This window comes from Bacillus sp. FSL W8-1143 (assembly GCF_037965155.1).
Classification (GTDB): Bacteria; Bacillota; Bacilli; order Bacillales; family Bacillaceae; genus Bacillus; species Bacillus pumilus.
The window spans coordinates 1,861,235-1,878,876 of record NZ_CP150182.1 but is presented as its reverse complement, the minus strand read 5'-3'; the positions used below and the strand labels follow the sequence as shown (position 1 = coordinate 1,878,876).

At 50.2% G+C, this 17,642-nt stretch carries 6 protein-coding genes and 2 pseudogenes; 6 read left to right on the top strand and 2 right to left on the bottom strand.

Annotated elements, in window-relative coordinates:
- Positions 1-13: 13 nt before the first annotated feature.
- From NSQ36_RS09290 to NSQ36_RS09270, 5 genes and pseudogenes are all read left to right on the top strand, one after another.
- A complete protein-coding gene (locus tag NSQ36_RS09290; protein WP_339205560.1) occupies positions 14-994 on the top strand; it encodes a pectinesterase family protein in 981 nt (326 codons plus the stop codon).
- Between the two features lie 127 nt (positions 995-1,121).
- Positions 1,122-2,606 (top strand): D-alanyl-D-alanine carboxypeptidase/D-alanyl-D-alanine-endopeptidase, encoded by a 1,485-nt coding sequence (dacB, locus tag NSQ36_RS09285; RefSeq protein ID WP_339205558.1) that lies wholly within the window; start codon positions 1,122-1,124, stop codon positions 2,604-2,606.
- A gap of 19 nt (positions 2,607-2,625) precedes the next feature.
- Complete coding sequence (locus tag NSQ36_RS09280) at positions 2,626-3,993, top strand: MATE family efflux transporter (RefSeq protein WP_003215779.1); 1,368 nt, start codon at positions 2,626-2,628, stop codon at positions 3,991-3,993.
- 64 nt (positions 3,994-4,057) lie between these two features.
- Positions 4,058-4,618, top strand: a complete 561-nt coding sequence (locus NSQ36_RS09275) for a CatB-related O-acetyltransferase (protein ID WP_339205556.1) — start codon at positions 4,058-4,060, stop codon at positions 4,616-4,618.
- 81 nt (positions 4,619-4,699) lie between these two features.
- Positions 4,700-4,888 (top strand): annotated as a pseudogene (locus NSQ36_RS09270) (transposase); the annotation flags it as partial.
- 103 nt (positions 4,889-4,991) lie between these two features.
- Here NSQ36_RS09270 and NSQ36_RS09265 read toward each other — a convergent pair.
- On the bottom strand, positions 4,992-8,738 hold the full coding sequence (locus NSQ36_RS09265; protein WP_339205554.1) for a collagen-like protein: 3,747 nt from the start codon (positions 8,736-8,738) through the stop codon (positions 4,992-4,994).
- Positions 8,739-8,818: 80 nt separating this feature from the next.
- Here NSQ36_RS09265 and NSQ36_RS09260 point away from each other — a divergent pair.
- Positions 8,819-8,998 (top strand): annotated as a pseudogene (locus NSQ36_RS09260) (LLM class flavin-dependent oxidoreductase); the annotation flags it as partial.
- Positions 8,999-9,099: 101 nt separating this feature from the next.
- On the opposite strand, the gene NSQ36_RS09255 reads toward NSQ36_RS09260, so the two are convergent.
- On the bottom strand, positions 9,100-17,529 hold the full coding sequence (locus tag NSQ36_RS09255) for a hypothetical protein (RefSeq protein ID WP_339207302.1): 8,430 nt from the start codon (positions 17,527-17,529) through the stop codon (positions 9,100-9,102).
- Positions 17,530-17,642 lie beyond the last annotated feature (113 nt).

Sequence of the window (17,642 nt, the reverse complement as noted above, 5' to 3'; positions counted from 1 at the left end):
GAGGAGATGCACGATGAAGTATGGAAAGGTATGGCTTGTAGTCATCTTGTCTTTATTATTATTGAACTCAGCTTCACTTCAAGCAGCCGGACATCAGAATCAAACAAATCGCGTTCTTGTGGTCGATCAAAAGGAAAATGGCTCGTTTCGAACCGTTCAATCTGCCATTGATGCGATTCCAGTGAACAATCAACAGCGCGTAACGATCTATATTAAAAATGGTGTGTATAAAGAAAAAATCCTGCTTCCGCAAAATAAACCTTACGTGTCCTTTATCGGGGAAGACCAATACAAGACGATTCTGACGTATCATGATACAAATGCAAGTACTGGCAGCACAACAAATAGCTCAAGCACAATGATTCGTGCGAACGACTTTTATGCAGAAAATATCACCTTTCAAAATACGGCTGGCAGACATGCTGGTCAGGCGGTTGCACTGTACGTGTCCGGTGACCGGGCTGCGTTTAAACAAATACGAGTTTTAGGGTATCAAGATACACTTTATGCAACAGGTACAGGCCGGCAATATTATGAAAACTGCTATATCGAAGGCACGGTCGATTTTATTTTTGGATCAGCCACAGCCGTGTTTAAAAGAGCTGAAATAAAAAGTCTTGGAAATGGGTATATTACTGCAGCATCCACAACAGAAGCGCAAAAGTATGGATATGTATTCATCGATTCTACGCTCAAAAAGGGGACGGCTGCTGCTCAATCGGTATATTTAGGACGTCCGTGGCGGCCTCATTCTGCTGTGACATTCCTCTATACAAATATGGATGATCATATTAAGGCAGAGGGTTGGCATAACTGGGATAACCGTGATAACGAAAGAACAGCAAGATATAAAGAATATGGATCGACAGGAGCAGGAAGCAACGCAGCAAACCGCGTAAAATGGTCCAATATTTTAACGAAAAACGAAGCAAGTCAAATCACAGTGCAAGCTGTTCTTAGCGGAACCGATGGCTGGAATCCAGAAAAAAGGTAAAGAGCTTGTCAGTTTTCGTCAAAGAAAGCTGACTTTTCTGTTTAAAAAACCTTTGAGAACAAACGTTCTTTTGTGTATAATGAACATATTCTTCTAAAATTGGCTGCGACTAAAAAGGAGGGATTGCGTGAAGCGTTTTTCACAGATCTTGTTTTTACACATATGTATCCTGTCGATTTTATTTCTCCCTTTTTCAGCAAAAGATGATCAACTTACAGCTCGTGACGACTCACTGCCGTGGGTGACAGCTTTAGATGAATTTATACGAACAGCACCTGATTTAGAGGGCGCGATCTCTGGCATCAGCGTCCGCGATACTTCTGACTCCTCTCTTCTTTATGAACATCAAGCCGATATTCGTCTTACTCCTGCTTCTAATATGAAACTGCTCACATCAGCCATCGCCCTTGATATACTAGGAGAAACACACACATTCCCGACAGACATCTGGATAGATGGTTCTATTCAAAAGAAAACGTTACATGGCAACCTGTATCTACGCGGTACCGGGGATCCGACTTTATTAGAAGAGGATTTTGCAGCACTTGCCAAACAAGTGAAAAAGGCCGGAATACATACAATTCGCGGACAGCTTGCGGCAGACGATACATGGTATGATGACACAAGATATTCGATTGATTTACCTTGGAGTGATGAGGATCAATATTACGGTGCACAAATCTCTGCTCTCACGGCTTCACCGAATCAAGATTATGATGCAGGAACCGTGATTCTCGAAGTAAAGCCAGGCAAAAAAGCTGGGCAAAAAGCAACCTATGACATGATTCCGAAGACTTCTGTCCCTCAAGTGATCAATCAAGTAAAAACCGTGCCAGAAGGAGGGAAAAAGAAGATTTCTTTTAAGCGCTCTCACGGCACCAACAAAATCACTTTAACTGGCACCATTCCGGTGAAAGCGAGTGTATCTAGACAATGGGTAGCATTATGGGAGCCATCCTCTTATGCGTTAGATTTAATGAAACGAGCGTTAAAGGCGGAAGGGATTCACGTAAAAGGACCGCTTAAAATAAAACAAGTTCCTAAAAAAGCCAAGAAAATTGCTACCCATTCATCGATGCCTTTATCAGAGCTCCTTGTTCCCATGATGAAACTCAGCAACAATACCCATGCAGAAATGTTGCTGAAGGAACTTGGAAAACAAGTGAAAAGCAAAGGGAGCTTTGAAGATGGACTGGATGTGATGAATGAACGGCTTCCTGCATTCGGCATCGATCCATCTCTTGTAGTGTTGCGAGATGGGTCAGGCATCTCACCTATTAACCTTGTTTCTGCCAACCAGTTCACGTTATTTTTAACAAACATTCAAAAGGAAAAATGGTTTAAGACCTATGAACATGCGCTTCCGTTAGCAGGGGCAAGTGAACGAATGGTGGGAGGGACGTTAAGAAACAGGTTGAAAGAACCAGCTACACTAGAAAAAGTACGTGCAAAAACAGGTTCATTAACTACGGTCAGTACACTTTCTGGATATATTGACACAAAGAGTGGAAAGACGGTCGCTTTTTCCATTTTATTAAATCATCTTGTTGATGACGAGAAAGGGAAAGAGATAGAAGACCACATTGTTAGCATTTTAGCTGAGAATCTTTAGATAGAGAAGGAGAACCACCATGACGTTAGATAACAATCAATCTTTAGTAAAAACCATGTCCATTTTTCTCGTCCCGCTTTTGCTTAGCAATATTTTGCAATCAATCGGACAGCTTGTATCCATTGTCCTTGTCGGCAGATGGATTGGAGAGGATGCAGTAGCTGCCATTTCTGCATTCTTTCCGCTTTTCTTTTTACTCGTTTCTTTTTCCATCGGAATTGGATCGGGAAGTTCAATCCTTATTGGACAAGCGTATGGAGCAAAAAATGAACAAAGATTAAAAGAAATTATTGGCACAACGCTTTCATTCACTTTTTTGATCGGACTTTCTTTAGCAATCATTGGAGGTTTTTTTGCAACAGATATCTTAAATCTCATGGGAACACCTGCGAATATCGTGGAGGAAAGTGCGGCTTATGCCAGAATTCTATTCATCTCAATGCCGATCTTATTTCTTTATTTTGTTTACACGACTTTCCTGCGAGGGACAGGGGATTCAAAAACGCCTTTTTATTTCTTAATGATTAGTACGGCAACGAATATTTTGATGCTGCCGATTTTATTATTTGGCTGGCTGGGACTGCCGGCATTTGGTTTATACGGTGCTGCGTATGCTTCTGTGATTTCAACCATTGTGACGTTTATTATTCTACATATCTACTTATATAAAACAAAACACCCGCTTCGCATCGATGCATCGGTTAGAAAGCATTTATTGATGAAAGGGGATCTACTAAAAACATTATTAAAGCTCAGCATTCCATCGAGCATTAATATGATCCTTATTTCTTTATCAGAAATTGCTGTTATTTCCTTTGTCAATGATTATGGATCACAGGCGACTGCTGCCTATGGTGTTGTCAATCAAGTTGTGAGCTATGTGCAGATGCCGGCAGTAAGTCTTGGCATCGCGGTCTCGATCTTTGCAGCACAATTCATCGGCGCAGGGAATATCAACCGATTGAAAGATGTGATAAAAATCGGGTTAGGGCTCAATTTTGCCATAGGCGGATTCATTATTATCATTGTTTATCTCTTCGCACCGCAGATTTTATCTATCTTTTTAACAGATTCTAAGACGATTGACATTGCCTATAGCTTAGTTGTCATTACATTATGGAGCTATCTTATTTTTGGAACAGCCCAAATTGTTGCAGCCACGATGAGAGCAAGCGGAACAGTGCTATGGCCAACGATCTTTAGTATTTGTTCCATTTGGCTTGTAGAAGTACCAGTCGCTTATGTGCTATCGCACTACACAACCCTTGGCATCAAGGGCATCTGGATTGGCTATCCTGCGGCTTTTTTCGTGAACTTACTCCTTCAATACGGCTACTATCAGCTCGTATGGAAGAAAAAACAGATTGTAGCGCTAGTGCAGTCATAATGTAAAAGTGTGAAGCAGCATATACATACGAAGATCTATCACTTTTCAGGAGGTCTGATCTTCTATGTATTTGAATCAAAGAAGAGAACTGAGCGCGTACAATATCGGTGATTTTTCTTATGCCGGACCAGATTTCCAAGTGCTGACGTGGGGGGAAGGAACAACATTAAACATTGGAAAGTTTTGTTCCATCGCAAACGAAGTCAAAATTTTCCTTGGCGGTGAACACCGTACAGATTGGGCCACAACGTATCCGTTTAATCAAATTTTCAAGGAAGCTTCTCACATTAAAGGACATCCAAAGTCAAAAGGAGATGTCCACATAGGACACGATGTCTGGATTGGTTATGGAGCAACAATCATGTCAGGAGTATGTATAGGGAACGGAGCAGTGATTGGTGCAAATAGTGTCATCACAAAAGATGTGCCCCCATATGCGATTGCCGCAGGAAATCCGCAGCAGCTCATGAAATACCGGTTTTCATCTGAAATCATCGAAAAACTTCAGTTATTAGAATGGTGGAATTTAGAGTTTACCGTCATCCAATCTATTTTTCACCTCTTACAATCTGATGATATTGAACAATGTATAAATGTCATAGAAGACATAAAAAAGAAAGGCTGAAAAAGCCTTTCTCATGCTGTCGAGAAAATCTCGACAGCTTTATTTTTTTCTTAGATATTTTCCATCTCTTTCCTTGAGAGCTGTACAAGATCGAAAAATCATCAAAAAGTGATCTCCAGACATGTATGGGAGAGGAACACAAGAAAAGATCAGACAAAATCGTCTGTCTGCCTCTGGAAAAGAGCTATATAAAAAAAGAAAAGAAAAATAGAGCGAAGCCTTGCAGATTCAAAACAACTGCATGGGCTTCGCTATTGCCGGTTGAGAGGAAAACAAAACGTGTGTGGGATGCCTTTTTTATTCAACCTAACGATTGTAGAAAAACATGAGTTTCTCTACAATCTGAAGGCTAAAGTAGCCCTTCTTTTTTTCGTTAACTGAGTCTTATGATTGTTAGGGATGCCCCGGTTGCACCTCCACCAATTAAAATAGCTGTTACAACTGCCCCAAACAATTGCAATGATATCGTATTTCCAGCAGTTAAATTCACAATCAATGTGTTACTGATAAATGTGGTTGAGACCACCGGTGATTGAATAGAACCTGGGATGACAGTGGCTCCATTAAGAAGTAGCCGTGCACTAACTAAAAGTGCAACTGTTGTATTAATTTGGTATGTGATATAGTATTTACCTGTTTGTTGTACAGTAAAAGTATCATTTGAACCATTCGGTGCAAATCCATTGATATTTTGATTACTTGGTAAAGCAATGTTCGTACCACCAAGAACAGTAATGATTGTAGGCCCCGTTGTATTTCCGGCATAAAGAGCCGTTTGAGTTGGACCAGTAGGCCCAGTGGCTCCAGTAGGACCGGTATCTCCGGTTGCACCAGTAGCTCCAGTAGGACCGGTATCTCCGGTTGCACCAGTAGCTCCAGTAGAGCCGGTAACTCCGGTTGCACCAGTAACTCCAGTAGGACCGGTATCTCCGGTTGCCCCAGTAGCCCCAGTAGGGCCGGTATCTCCGGTTGCCCCAGTAGCCCCAGTAGGGCCGGTACCTCCAGTTACACCAGTAACTCCAGTAGAACCGGTATCTCCGGTGGCTCCAGTAGCTCCAGTAGAACCGGTATCTCCGGTTGCCCCAGTAGCTCCAGTAGAGCCGGTATCTCCGGTTGCACCTGTTGGTCCAGTAGGACCGGTACCTCCAGTTACACCAGTAACTCCAGTAGGACCGGTACCTCCAGTTACACCAGTAACTCCAGTAGAACCGGTATCTCCGGTTGCACCTGTTGGTCCAGTAGAGCCGGTATCTCCGGTTGCACCAGTAACTCCAGTAGGGCCGGTATCTCCAGTTACACCAGTAACTCCAGTAGAACCGGTAACTCCGGTTGCACCAGTAACTCCAGTAGAACCGGTAACTCCGGTTGCACCAGTGGCTCCAGTAGAGCCGGTATCTCCGGTTGCACCTGTTGGTCCAGTAGAGCCGGTATCTCCGGTTGCACCAGTAACTCCAGTAGGGCCGGTATCTCCAGTTACACCAGTAACTCCAGTAGAACCGGTAACTCCGGTTGCACCAGTAGCTCCAGTAGAGCCGGTAACTCCGGTTACACCAGTAGGACCAGTAGGGCCGGTACCTCCGGTTGCACCTGTTGGTCCAGTAGGACCGGTACCTCCGGTTGCACCTGTTGGTCCAGTAGGACCGGTACCTCCGGTTGCACCTGTTGGTCCAGTAGGACCGGTACCTCCAGTTACACCAGTAACTCCAGTAGGACCGGTATCTCCGGTGGCCCCAGTAGCTCCAGTAGAGCCGGTATCTCCGGTTGCACCTGTTGGTCCAGTAGAGCCGGTATCTCCGGTTGCACCAGTAACTCCAGTAGGGCCGGTATCTCCAGTTACACCAGTAACTCCAGTAGAACCGGTAACTCCGGTTGCACCAGTAACTCCAGTAGAACCGGTAACTCCGGTTGCACCAGTGGCTCCAGTAGAGCCGGTATCTCCGGTTGCACCTGTTGGTCCAGTAGAGCCGGTATCTCCGGTTGCACCAGTAACTCCAGTAGGGCCGGTATCTCCAGTTACACCAGTAACTCCAGTAGAACCGGTAACTCCGGTTGCACCAGTAGCTCCAGTAGAGCCGGTAACTCCGGTTACACCAGTAGGACCAGTAGGGCCGGTACCTCCGGTTGCACCTGTTGGTCCAGTAGGACCGGTACCTCCGGTTGCACCTGTTGGTCCAGTAGGACCGGTACCTCCGGTTGCACCTGTTGGTCCAGTAGGACCGGTACCTCCAGTTACACCAGTAACTCCAGTAGGACCGGTACCTCCAGTTACACCAGTAACTCCAGTAGAACCGGTATCTCCGGTTGCCCCAGTAGCTCCAGTAGAGCCGGTAACTCCGGTTGCACCTGTTGGTCCAGTAGGACCGGTACCTCCGGTTGCCCCAGTAGGACCGGTATCTCCAGTTACACCAGTAACTCCAGTAGGACCGGTATCTCCGGTGGCCCCAGTAGCTCCAGTAGAGCCGGTATCTCCGGTTGCACCTGTTGGTCCAGTAGAGCCGGTATCTCCGGTTGCACCAGTAACTCCAGTAGGGCCGGTATCTCCAGTTACACCAGTAACTCCAGTAGAACCGGTAACTCCGGTTGCACCAGTGGCTCCAGTAGGACCGGTATCTCCGGTGGCCCCAGTAGCTCCAGTAGAGCCGGTAACTCCGGTTACACCAGTAGGACCAGTAGGGCCGGTACCTCCAGTTACACCAGTAACTCCAGTAGAACCGGTATCTCCGGTGGCTCCAGTAGCTCCAGTAGAACCGGTATCTCCGGTGGCCCCAGTAGCTCCAGTAGAGCCGGTATCTCCGGTTGCACCTGTTGGTCCAGTAGGACCGGTAACTCCGATTGCACCTGTTGGTCCAGTAGGACCGGTATCTCCGGTTGCACCTGTTGGTCCAGTAGGACCGGTAACTCCGGTTGCACCTGTTGGTCCAGTAGGACCGGTAACTCCAGTTACACCAGTAACTCCAGTAGGACCGGTAACTCCAGTAGAACCGGTATCTCCGGTGGCCCCAGTAGCTCCAGTAGAGCCGGTATCTCCGGTTGCACCTGTTGGTCCAGTAGGACCGGTAACTCCGGTTGCACCTGTTGGTCCAGTAGGACCGGTAACTCCAGTTACACCAGTAACTCCAGTAGGACCGGTAACTCCAGTTACACCAGTAACTCCAGTAGAACCGGTATCTCCGGTGGCCCCAGTAGCTCCAGTAGAGCCGGTATCTCCGGTGGCCCCAGTAGCTCCAGTAGAGCCGGTATCTCCGGTGGCCCCAGTGGCTCCAGTAGGACCGGTAACTCCGGTTGCACCTGTTGGTCCAGTAGAGCCGGTATCTCCGGTCGCACCAGTAACTCCAGTAGGGCCGGTATCTCCGGTGGCCCCAGTGGCTCCAGTAGGACCGGTATCTCCGGTTGCACCTGTTGGTCCAGTAGAGCCGGTATCTCCGGTCGCACCAGTAACTCCAGTAGGGCCGGTATCTCCGGTGGCCCCAGTGGCTCCAGTAGGACCGGTATCTCCGGTTGCACCTGTTGGTCCAGTAGAGCCGGTATCTCCGGTCGCACCAGTAACTCCAGTAGGGCCGGTATCTCCAGTTACACCAGTAACTCCAGTAGAACCGGTAACTCCGGTTGCACCAGTGTCTCCAGTAGGACCGGTATCTCCGGTGGCTCCCGTTGAGCCAGTTGATCCTGCTGCAGCCAGTAATGTGTAGTCTGGGGAAGTATCTGGTGTACCTGTCGGTGGTGCAGTATTTACTACATACGTACTGCCATTAAAGGTCACTACTTGCCCTACTTGGTAAGTAGGGCTGATTACCGGATCAAACGCTTCAATACCTGTTAACCCTGCACCAGTAGCTCCGGTTGCACCAGTTGCACCAGTAACTCCAGTAGGACCGGTAACTCCGGTTGCACCAGTAGGACCTCTTTTTACAATTTTATTATTTGTTTTTTTCCGTCCTTTTGCTTTAGCACAAGTGCTGTGATGTTTAACAACTTTGTTCTTTTTACATTCTCGTTTAAGAAGAGGGCAGTCATCAAATAGAGGTCTATCGTGACGAGATTTTCTGTAATGAGGTTGCCAATCATGCTTTTTTCCGCAAAAGGGACATTTGTTGTCGTACTGATTATACAAATTCCCCATCTCCTACAAGTTAATATTTTATTCTATGTGGAAATTTAAAAAGCGAAATTAAGTTAAATGATATTTTTATTTCGAAGTTCATCGAATCAAATTATTTAAAAGTTAAATTGTTTTATGTAAATTTATCCTCTGTGACAGAAGGAGGCACTATTAAGGAATCTTTTGAACATAGTATGGATTTAGCAAAAAAGGCGGAGAAGTGGGGTTATCTTAGATACTGGCTGGCGGAACACCATAATATGGAAGGTGCTGCTTTCTCTATTATAAAATGGGGGAATGGAAACTTTAAGGAAAAAATAAAGCTGTCGAGATTTTCTCGACAGCCTGAACGCATAAAGGCCAAAGCCTTTATGCGTTTTGTTTATACATATATTACAGCATTTGCAGCTCGAGTATCTGTGTTAACAGTTGTTATATTTGACTGTGCTGTAATAATGATATTAACAGTATATACATTATTACCCGTACTAGTTACAGTATCAACGTAAGTGGTGGAAACTACAAAGCTTTGTGCCCCTGCGCCTGATCCCGATCTAAAGAAAGGAACTTCTGTTAACAATGTTCCGTTTCTCCTTAATCGAGTATTTCCACTTATACTATAATTCGCTGTAGTGTTAGCTGTAACATTTGCTGATAGGTCAATCTTTACTCTTTGACCACTTGTTACAGGAACTGTAAAAGTGAGTAATGTTATTTCTGAATTCAACGGAGGAAATACTTGCTGCTGTGTTGCTGTTTGGTCAAAGAAAATTTGTGAGGTTGGTCCAGTGGCTCCGGTAGATCCGGTTGAACCAGTGATACCAGTGGCGCCAGTAGGACCAGTTGCACCCGTGATGCCTGTCGCCCCAGTAGGACCAGTTGCACCCGTGATGCCTGTCGCCCCAGTAGGACCAGTTGCACCCGTGATGCCTGTTGCCCCAGTAGGACCAGTTGCACCCGTGATGCCTGTTGCCCCAGTAGGACCAGTTGCACCCGTGATACCAGTGGCGCCAGTAGGTCCAGTAGCACCCGTGATGCCTGTCGCCCCAGTAGGACCAGTAGCACCCGTGATACCTGTCGCCCCAGTAGGACCAGTATCACCAGTGGCACCAGTAACTCCAGTAGGACCGGTAGCTCCGGTTACACCTGTTGGTCCAGTAGGACCAGTATCTCCGGTTGCACCAGTGGCTCCAGTAGGGCCGGTATCTCCAGTAGGACCGGTAACTCCGGTTGCACCAGTAACTCCAGTAGCACCAGTAACTCCAGTAGGACCGGTAGCTCCGGTTGCACCAGTAACTCCAGTAGCACCAGTAACTCCAGTAGCACCAGTAACTCCCGTTGGACCGGTATCTCCGGTTGCACCAGTGGCTCCAGTTGGACCAGTATCTCCGGTTGCACCAGTGGCTCCAGTTGGACCAGTATCTCCGGTCGCACCAGTGGCTCCAGTAGGGCCGGTAGCTCCGGTTGCACCTGTTGGTCCAGTTGGACCAGTATCACCAGTCGCACCAGTGGCTCCAGTTGGACCAGTATCACCAGTAACTCCAGTAGGACCGGTAACTCCGGTTGCACCAGTGGCTCCAGTTGGACCGGTATCTCCGGTTACACCTGTTGGTCCAGTAGGACCAGTATCACCAGTGGCACCAGTAACTCCAGTAGGACCGGTATCTCCAGTGGCTCCAGTAGGACCAGTATCTCCGGTTGCACCAGTGGCTCCAGTAGGGCCGGTATCTCCAGTAGGACCGGTAACTCCGGTTGCACCAGTAACTCCCGTTGGACCGGTAGCTCCAGTTGATCCTGCTGCAGCCAGTAATGTGTAGTCTAGGGAAGTATCTGGTGTACCTGTCGGTGGTGCAGTATTTACTACATACGTACTGCCATTAAAGGTCACTACTTGCCCTACTTGGTAAGTAGGGCTGATTACCGGATCAAACGCTTCAATACCTGTTAACCCTGCACCAGTAGCTCCCGTTGGACCGGTATCTCCAGTTACACCTGTAGGTCCAGTAGGACCAGTATCTCCGGTCGCACCAGTAGGACCAGTATCACCAGTCGCACCAGTAACTCCAGTATCACCAGTAACTCCAGTAGGACCGGTAACTCCGGTTGCACCAGTGGCTCCAGTTGGACCGGTATCTCCGGTTACACCTGTTGGTCCAGTAGGACCAGTATCACCAGTGGCACCAGTAACTCCAGTAGGACCGGTATCTCCAGTGGCTCCAGTAGGACCAGTATCTCCGGTTGCACCAGTGGCTCCAGTAGGGCCGGTATCTCCAGTAGGACCGGTAACTCCGGTTGCACCAGTAACTCCCGTTGGACCGGTAGCTCCAGTTGATCCTGCTGCAGCCAGTAATGTGTAGTCTAGGGAAGTATCTGGTGTACCTGTCGGTGGTGCAGTATTTACTACATACGTACTGCCATTAAAGGTCACTACTTGCCCTACTTGGTAAGTAGGGCTGATTACCGGATCAAACGCTTCAATACCTGTTAACCCTGCACCAGTAGCTCCCGTTGGACCGGTATCTCCAGTTACACCTGTAGGTCCAGTAGGACCAGTATCTCCGGTCGCACCAGTAGGACCAGTATCACCAGTCGCACCAGTAACTCCAGTATCACCAGTAGGGCCGGTAGCTCCGGTTACACCTGTTGGTCCAGTAGGACCGGTATCTCCAGTGGCACCAGTGGCTCCAGTAGGACCAGTATCTCCGGTCGCACCAGTAACTCCAGTAGGGCCGGTAGCTCCGGTTACACCTGTTGGTCCAGTAGGACCAGTATCTCCGGTTGCACCAGTGGCTCCGGTAGATCCGGTTGAACCAGTGATACCAGTCGCCCCAGTAGGACCAGTAGCACCCGTGATACCAGTGGCGCCAGTAGGTCCAGTAGCACCCGTGATACCTGTCGCCCCAGTAGGACCAGTAGCACCCGTGATACCAGTCGCCCCAGTAGGACCAGTAGCACCCGTGATACCTGTCGCCCCAGTAGGACCAGTATCACCAGTGGCACCAGTAACTCCAGTAGGACCGGTAGCTCCGGTTACACCTGTTGGTCCAGTAGGACCAGTATCTCCGGTTGCACCAGTGGCTCCAGTAGGGCCGGTATCTCCAGTAGGACCGGTAACTCCGGTTGCACCAGTAACTCCCGTTGGACCGGTAGCTCCAGTTGATCCTGCTGCAGCCAGTAATGTGTAGTCTAGGGAAGTATCTGGTGTACCTGTCGGTGGTGCAGTATTTACTACATACGTACTGCCATTAAAGGTCACTACTTGCCCTACTTGGTAAGTAGGGCTGATTACCGGATCAAACGCTTCAATACCTGTTAACCCTGCACCAGTAGCTCCCGTTGGACCGGTATCTCCAGTTACACCTGTTGGTCCAGTAGGACCAGTATCTCCGGTCGCACCAGTAGGACCAGTATCACCAGTCGCACCAGTAACTCCAGTAGGGCCGGTAGCTCCGGTTACACCTGTTGGTCCAGTAGGACCAGTATCACCAGTCGCACCAGTAACTCCAGTAGGGCCGGTAGCTCCGGTTACACCTGTTGGTCCAGTAGGACCAGTAGCACCAGTCGCACCAGTAACTCCCGTTGGACCGGTATCTCCAGTTGCACCAGTGGCTCCAGTTGGACCAGTATCTCCGGTTGCACCAGTGGCTCCAGTAGGACCAGTATCTCCGGTCGCACCAGTTGGACCAGTATCACCAGTCGCACCAGTAACTCCAGTAGGGCCGGTAGCTCCGGTTACACCTGTTGGTCCAGTAGGACCAGTATCACCAGTATCACCAGTATCACCAGTATCACCAGTAACTCCAGTATCACCAGTAACTCCAGTAGGCCCGGTAGCTCCGGTTACACCTGTTGGTCCAGTAGGACCAGTATCTCCGGTCGCACCAGTGGCTCCAGTTGGACCGGTATCTCCAGTTGGACCAGTATCTCCGGTTGCACCAGTGGCTCCAGTAGGCCCGGTATCACCAGTCGCACCAGTAACTCCAGTAGGCCCGGTATCTCCGGTTGCACCAGTGGCTCCAGTAGGCCCGGTATCACCAGTCGCACCAGTAACTCCAGTAGGACCGGTATCTCCGGTTGCACCAGTGGCTCCAGTAGGCCCGGTAGCTCCGGTTGCACCAGTGGCTCCAGTAGGACCAGTATCACCAGTCGCACCAGTAACTCCAGTAGGGCCGGTAGCTCCGGTTACACCTGTTGGTCCAGTAGGACCAGTAGCACCAGTCGCACCAGTAACTCCCGTTGGACCGGTATCTCCGGTTGCACCAGTGGCTCCGGTAGATCCGGTTGAACCAGTGATACCAGTCGCCCCAGTAGGACCAGTAGCACCCGTGATACCAGTGGCGCCAGTAGGTCCAGTAGCACCCGTGATACCTGTCGCCCCAGTAGGACCAGTAGCACCCGTGATACCAGTCGCCCCAGTAGGACCAGTAGCACCCGTGATACCTGTCGCCCCAGTAGGACCAGTATCACCAGTGGCACCAGTAACTCCAGTAGGACCGGTAGCTCCGGTTACACCTGTTGGTCCAGTAGGACCAGTATCTCCGGTTGCACCAGTGGCTCCAGTAGGGCCGGTATCTCCAGTAGGACCGGTAACTCCGGTTGCACCAGTAACTCCCGTTGGACCGGTAGCTCCAGTTGATCCTGCTGCAGCCAGTAATGTGTAGTCTAGGGAAGTATCTGGTGTACCTGTCGGTGGTGCAGTATTTACTACATACGTACTGCCATTAAAGGTCACTACTTGCCCTACTTGGTAAGTAGGGCTGATTACCGGATCAAACGCTTCAATACCTGTTAACCCTGCACCAGTAGCTCCCGTTGGACCGGTATCTCCAGTTACACCTGTTGGTCCAGTAGGACCAGTATCTCCGGTCGCACCAGTAGGACCAGTATCACCAGTCGCACCAGTAACTCCAGTAGGGCCGGTAGCTCCGGTTACACCTGTTGGTCCAGTAGGACCAGTATCACCAGTCGCACCAGTAACTCCCGTTGGACCGGTATCTCCAGTGGCACCAGTGGCTCCAGTTGGACCAGTATCTCCGGTTGCACCAGTGGCTCCAGTAGGACCAGTATCTCCGGTCGCACCAGTGGCTCCAGTAGGCCCGGTATCACCAGTCGCACCAGTGGCTCCAGTTGGACCAGTATCTCCGGTTGCACCAGTGGCTCCAGTAGGCCCGGTATCACCAGTCGCACCAGTAACTCCCGTTGGACCGGTATCTCCGGTTGCACCAGTGGCTCCAGTAGGCCCGGTATCACCAGTCGCACCAGTAACTCCCGTTGGACCAGTATCACCAGTATCACCAGTAGGACCGGTATCTCCGGTTGCACCAGTGGCTCCAGTAGGACCGGTATCTCCGGTTGCACCAGTGGCTCCAGTAGGACCGGTATCTCCGGTTGCACCAGTAACTCCAGTAGGACCGGTATCTCCAGTTGATCCTGCTGCAGCTAGTAATGTGTAGTCTAGGGAAGTATCTGGTGTACCTGTCGGTGGTGCAGTATTTACTACATACGTACTGCCATTAAAGGTCACTACTTGCCCTACTTGGTAAGTAGGGCTGATTACCGGATCAAACGCTTCAATACCTGTTAACCCTGCACCAGTAGGACCGGTATCTCCGGTTGCACCAGTTGGACCAGTATCACCAGTCGCACCAGTAACTCCAGTAGGGCCGGTAGCTCCGGTTACACCTGTTGGTCCAGTAGGACCAGTATCACCAGTCGCACCAGTAACTCCAGTAGGGCCGGTAGCTCCGGTTACACCTGTTGGTCCAGTAGGACCAGTATCACCAGTCGCACCAGTAACTCCCGTTGGACCGGTATCTCCGGTTGCACCAGTGGCTCCAGTAGGACCGGTATCACCAGTGGCTCCAGTAGGGCCGGTATCTCCAGTAGGACCGGTAACTCCGGTTGCACCAGTAACTCCCGTTGGACCGGTAGCTCCAGTTGATCCTGCTGCAGCTAGTAATGTGTAGTCTAGGGAAGTATCTGGTGTACCTGTCGGTGGTGCAGTATTTACTACATACGTACTGCCATTAAAGGTCACTACTTGCCCTACTTGGTAAGTAGGGCTGATTACCGGATCAAACGCTTCAATACCTGTTAACCCTGCACCAGTAGGACCGGTATCTCCGGTCGCACCAGTTGGACCAGTATCACCAGTCGCACCAGTAACTCCAGTAGGGCCGGTAGCTCCGGTTACACCTGTTGGTCCAGTAGGACCAGTATCACCAGTATCACCAGTAACTCCAGTATCACCAGTAACTCCAGTATCACCAGTAACTCCAGTAGGCCCGGTAGCTCCGGTTACACCTGTTGGTCCAGTAGGACCAGTATCTCCGGTCGCACCAGTGGCTCCAGTTGGACCGGTATCTCCAGTTGGACCAGTATCTCCGGTTGCACCAGTGGCTCCAGTAGGCCCGGTATCACCAGTCGCACCAGTAACTCCAGTAGGCCCGGTATCTCCGGTTGCACCAGTGGCTCCAGTAGGCCCGGTATCACCAGTCGCACCAGTAACTCCAGTAGGACCGGTATCTCCGGTTGCACCAGTGGCTCCAGTAGGCCCGGTAGCTCCGGTTGCACCAGTGGCTCCAGTTGGACCGGTATCTCCGGTTGCACCAGTAACTCCAGTAGGGCCGGTATCTCCGGTTGCACCTGTTGGTCCAGTAGGACCAGTATCACCAGTCGCACCAGTGGCTCCAGTTGGACCAGTATCACCAGTAACTCCAGTAGGACCGGTAACTCCGGTTGCACCAGTGGCTCCAGTAGGCCCGGTATCTCCGGTTGCACCAGTAACTCCAGTAGGGCCGGTATCTCCAGTGGCACCAGTGGCTCCAGTAGGACCAGTATCTCCGGTCGCACCAGTGGCTCCAGTTGGACCAGTATCACCAGTCGCACCAGTAACTCCAGTAGGGCCGGTATCTCCGGTTACACCTGTTGGTCCAGTTGGACCAGTATCACCAGTAACTCCAGTAGGACCGGTATCTCCAGTGGCACCAGTGGCTCCAGTTGGACCAGTATCTCCGGTTGCACCAGTGGCTCCAGTAGGCCCGGTATCACCAGTCGCACCAGTAACTCCAGTAGGACCGGTATCTCCGGTTGCACCAGTGGCTCCAGTAGGCCCGGTAGCTCCGGTTGCACCAGTGGCTCCAGTAGGCCCGGTATCTCCGGTTGCACCAGTAACTCCAGTAGGGCCGGTATCTCCGGTTGCACCTGTTGGTCCAGTAGGACCAGTATCACCAGTCGCACCAGTGGCTCCAGTTGGACCAGTATCACCAGTAACTCCAGTAGGACCGGTAACTCCGGTTGCACCAGTGGCTCCAGTAGGCCCGGTATCTCCGGTTGCACCAGTAACTCCAGTAGGGCCGGTATCTCCAGTGGCACCAGTGGCTCCAGTAGGACCAGTATCTCCGGTCGCACCAGTGGCTCCAGTTGGACCAGTATCACCAGTCGCACCAGTAACTCCAGTAGGGCCGGTATCTCCGGTTACACCTGTTGGTCCAGTAGGACCAGTATCACCAGTAACTCCCGTTGGACCGGTATCACCAGTGGCACCAGTAACTCCAGTAGGGCCGGTAACTCCGGTTGCACCAGTGGCTCCAGTAGGCCCGGTATCTCCGGTTACACCTGTTGGTCCAGTAGGACCGGTATCTCCAGTGGCTCCAGTATCACCAGTATCACCAGTAACTCCAGTAGGACCGGTATCTCCAGTGGCACCAGTGGCTCCAGTAGGACCAGTATCTCCGGTCGCACCAGTAACTCCAGTAGGGCCGGTAGCTCCGGTTACACCTGTTGGTCCAGTTGGACCAGTATCACCAGTCGCACCAGTAACTCCCGTTGGACCGGTATCTCCGGTTGCACCAGTGGCTCCAGTAGGACCAGTATCTCCGGTTGCACCAGTGGCTCCAGTAGGACCGGTATCACCAGTAGCACCAGTATCTCCAGTAGGACCAGTATCTCCGGTTGCACCAGTGGCTCCAGTAGGACCAGTATCTCCGGTCGCACCAGTGGCTCCAGTTGGACCAGTATCACCAGTCGCACCAGTAACTCCAGTAGGGCCGGTATCTCCGGTTACACCTGTTGGTCCAGTAGGACCAGTATCACCAGTCGCACCAGTAACTCCAGTAGGGCCGGTATCTCCGGTTGCACCAGTGGCTCCGGTTGCACCAGTGGCTCCAGTAGGACCAGTATCACCAGTCGCACCAGTAACTCCCGTTGGACCGGTTGCACCAGTGGCTCCAGTAGGGCCGGTATCACCAGTCGCACCAGTAACTCCAGTAGGGCCGGTATCTCCGGTTGATCCTGCTGCAGCCAGTAATGTGTAGTCTAGGGAAGTATCTGGTGTACCTGTCGGTGGTGCAGTATTTACTACATACGTACTGCCATTAAAGGTCACTACTTGCCCTACTTGGTAAGTAGGGCTGATTACCGGATCAAACGCTTCAATACCTGTTAACCCTGCACCAGTAGCTCCCGTTGGACCGGTATCTCCAGTTACACCTGTAGGTCCAGTAGGACCAGTATCTCCGGTTAGACCAGTGGCACCGGTTGCCCCAGTAGCGCCAGCAGGTCCGGTGGGTCCTATAGGTCCAGCGGGACCTCTTCGTCCAACCCTTTGAATTGGTTTTGATTGTTTTTCTCCTTTTGCACTGTGACAGAGAGGATTTCCTTGAGGTCTATTTTGTTTCGAAAGTTCTTGTTTGATAAATGGACAGTCTCTTCTTTGAGAACGGTCATGACGTGATCTTTTGTAATGAGGCTGTTCATGATATTTACCGCAAAAGGGACATTTGTGATCGAATTGATTGTACAAATTGCCCATCTCCTAAAATTGATATTTCATTCTATGTGCAAATTTTTAAATTGGAAGTAAAACCTAGAAAATCATCATTTCGAAAATCATCGAATCAAATCATTTAAATGTTTGATGATTTT

Excerpts from the sequence above, each read along its gene's own strand:
- NSQ36_RS09290 (WP_339205560.1), top strand. The coding sequence starts at position 14 with ATGAAGTATGGAAAGGTATGGCTTGTAGTCATCTTGTCTTTATTATTA.
- NSQ36_RS09280 (WP_003215779.1), top strand. The coding sequence starts at position 2,626 with ATGACGTTAGATAACAATCAATCTTTAGTAAAAACCATGTCCATTTTT.
- NSQ36_RS09275 (WP_339205556.1), top strand. The coding sequence starts at position 4,058 with ATGTATTTGAATCAAAGAAGAGAACTGAGCGCGTACAATATCGGTGAT.
- NSQ36_RS09265 (WP_339205554.1), bottom strand. The coding sequence starts at position 8,738 with ATGGGGAATTTGTATAATCAGTACGACAACAAATGTCCCTTTTGCGGA.
- NSQ36_RS09255 (WP_339207302.1), bottom strand. The coding sequence starts at position 17,529 with ATGGGCAATTTGTACAATCAATTCGATCACAAATGTCCCTTTTGCGGT.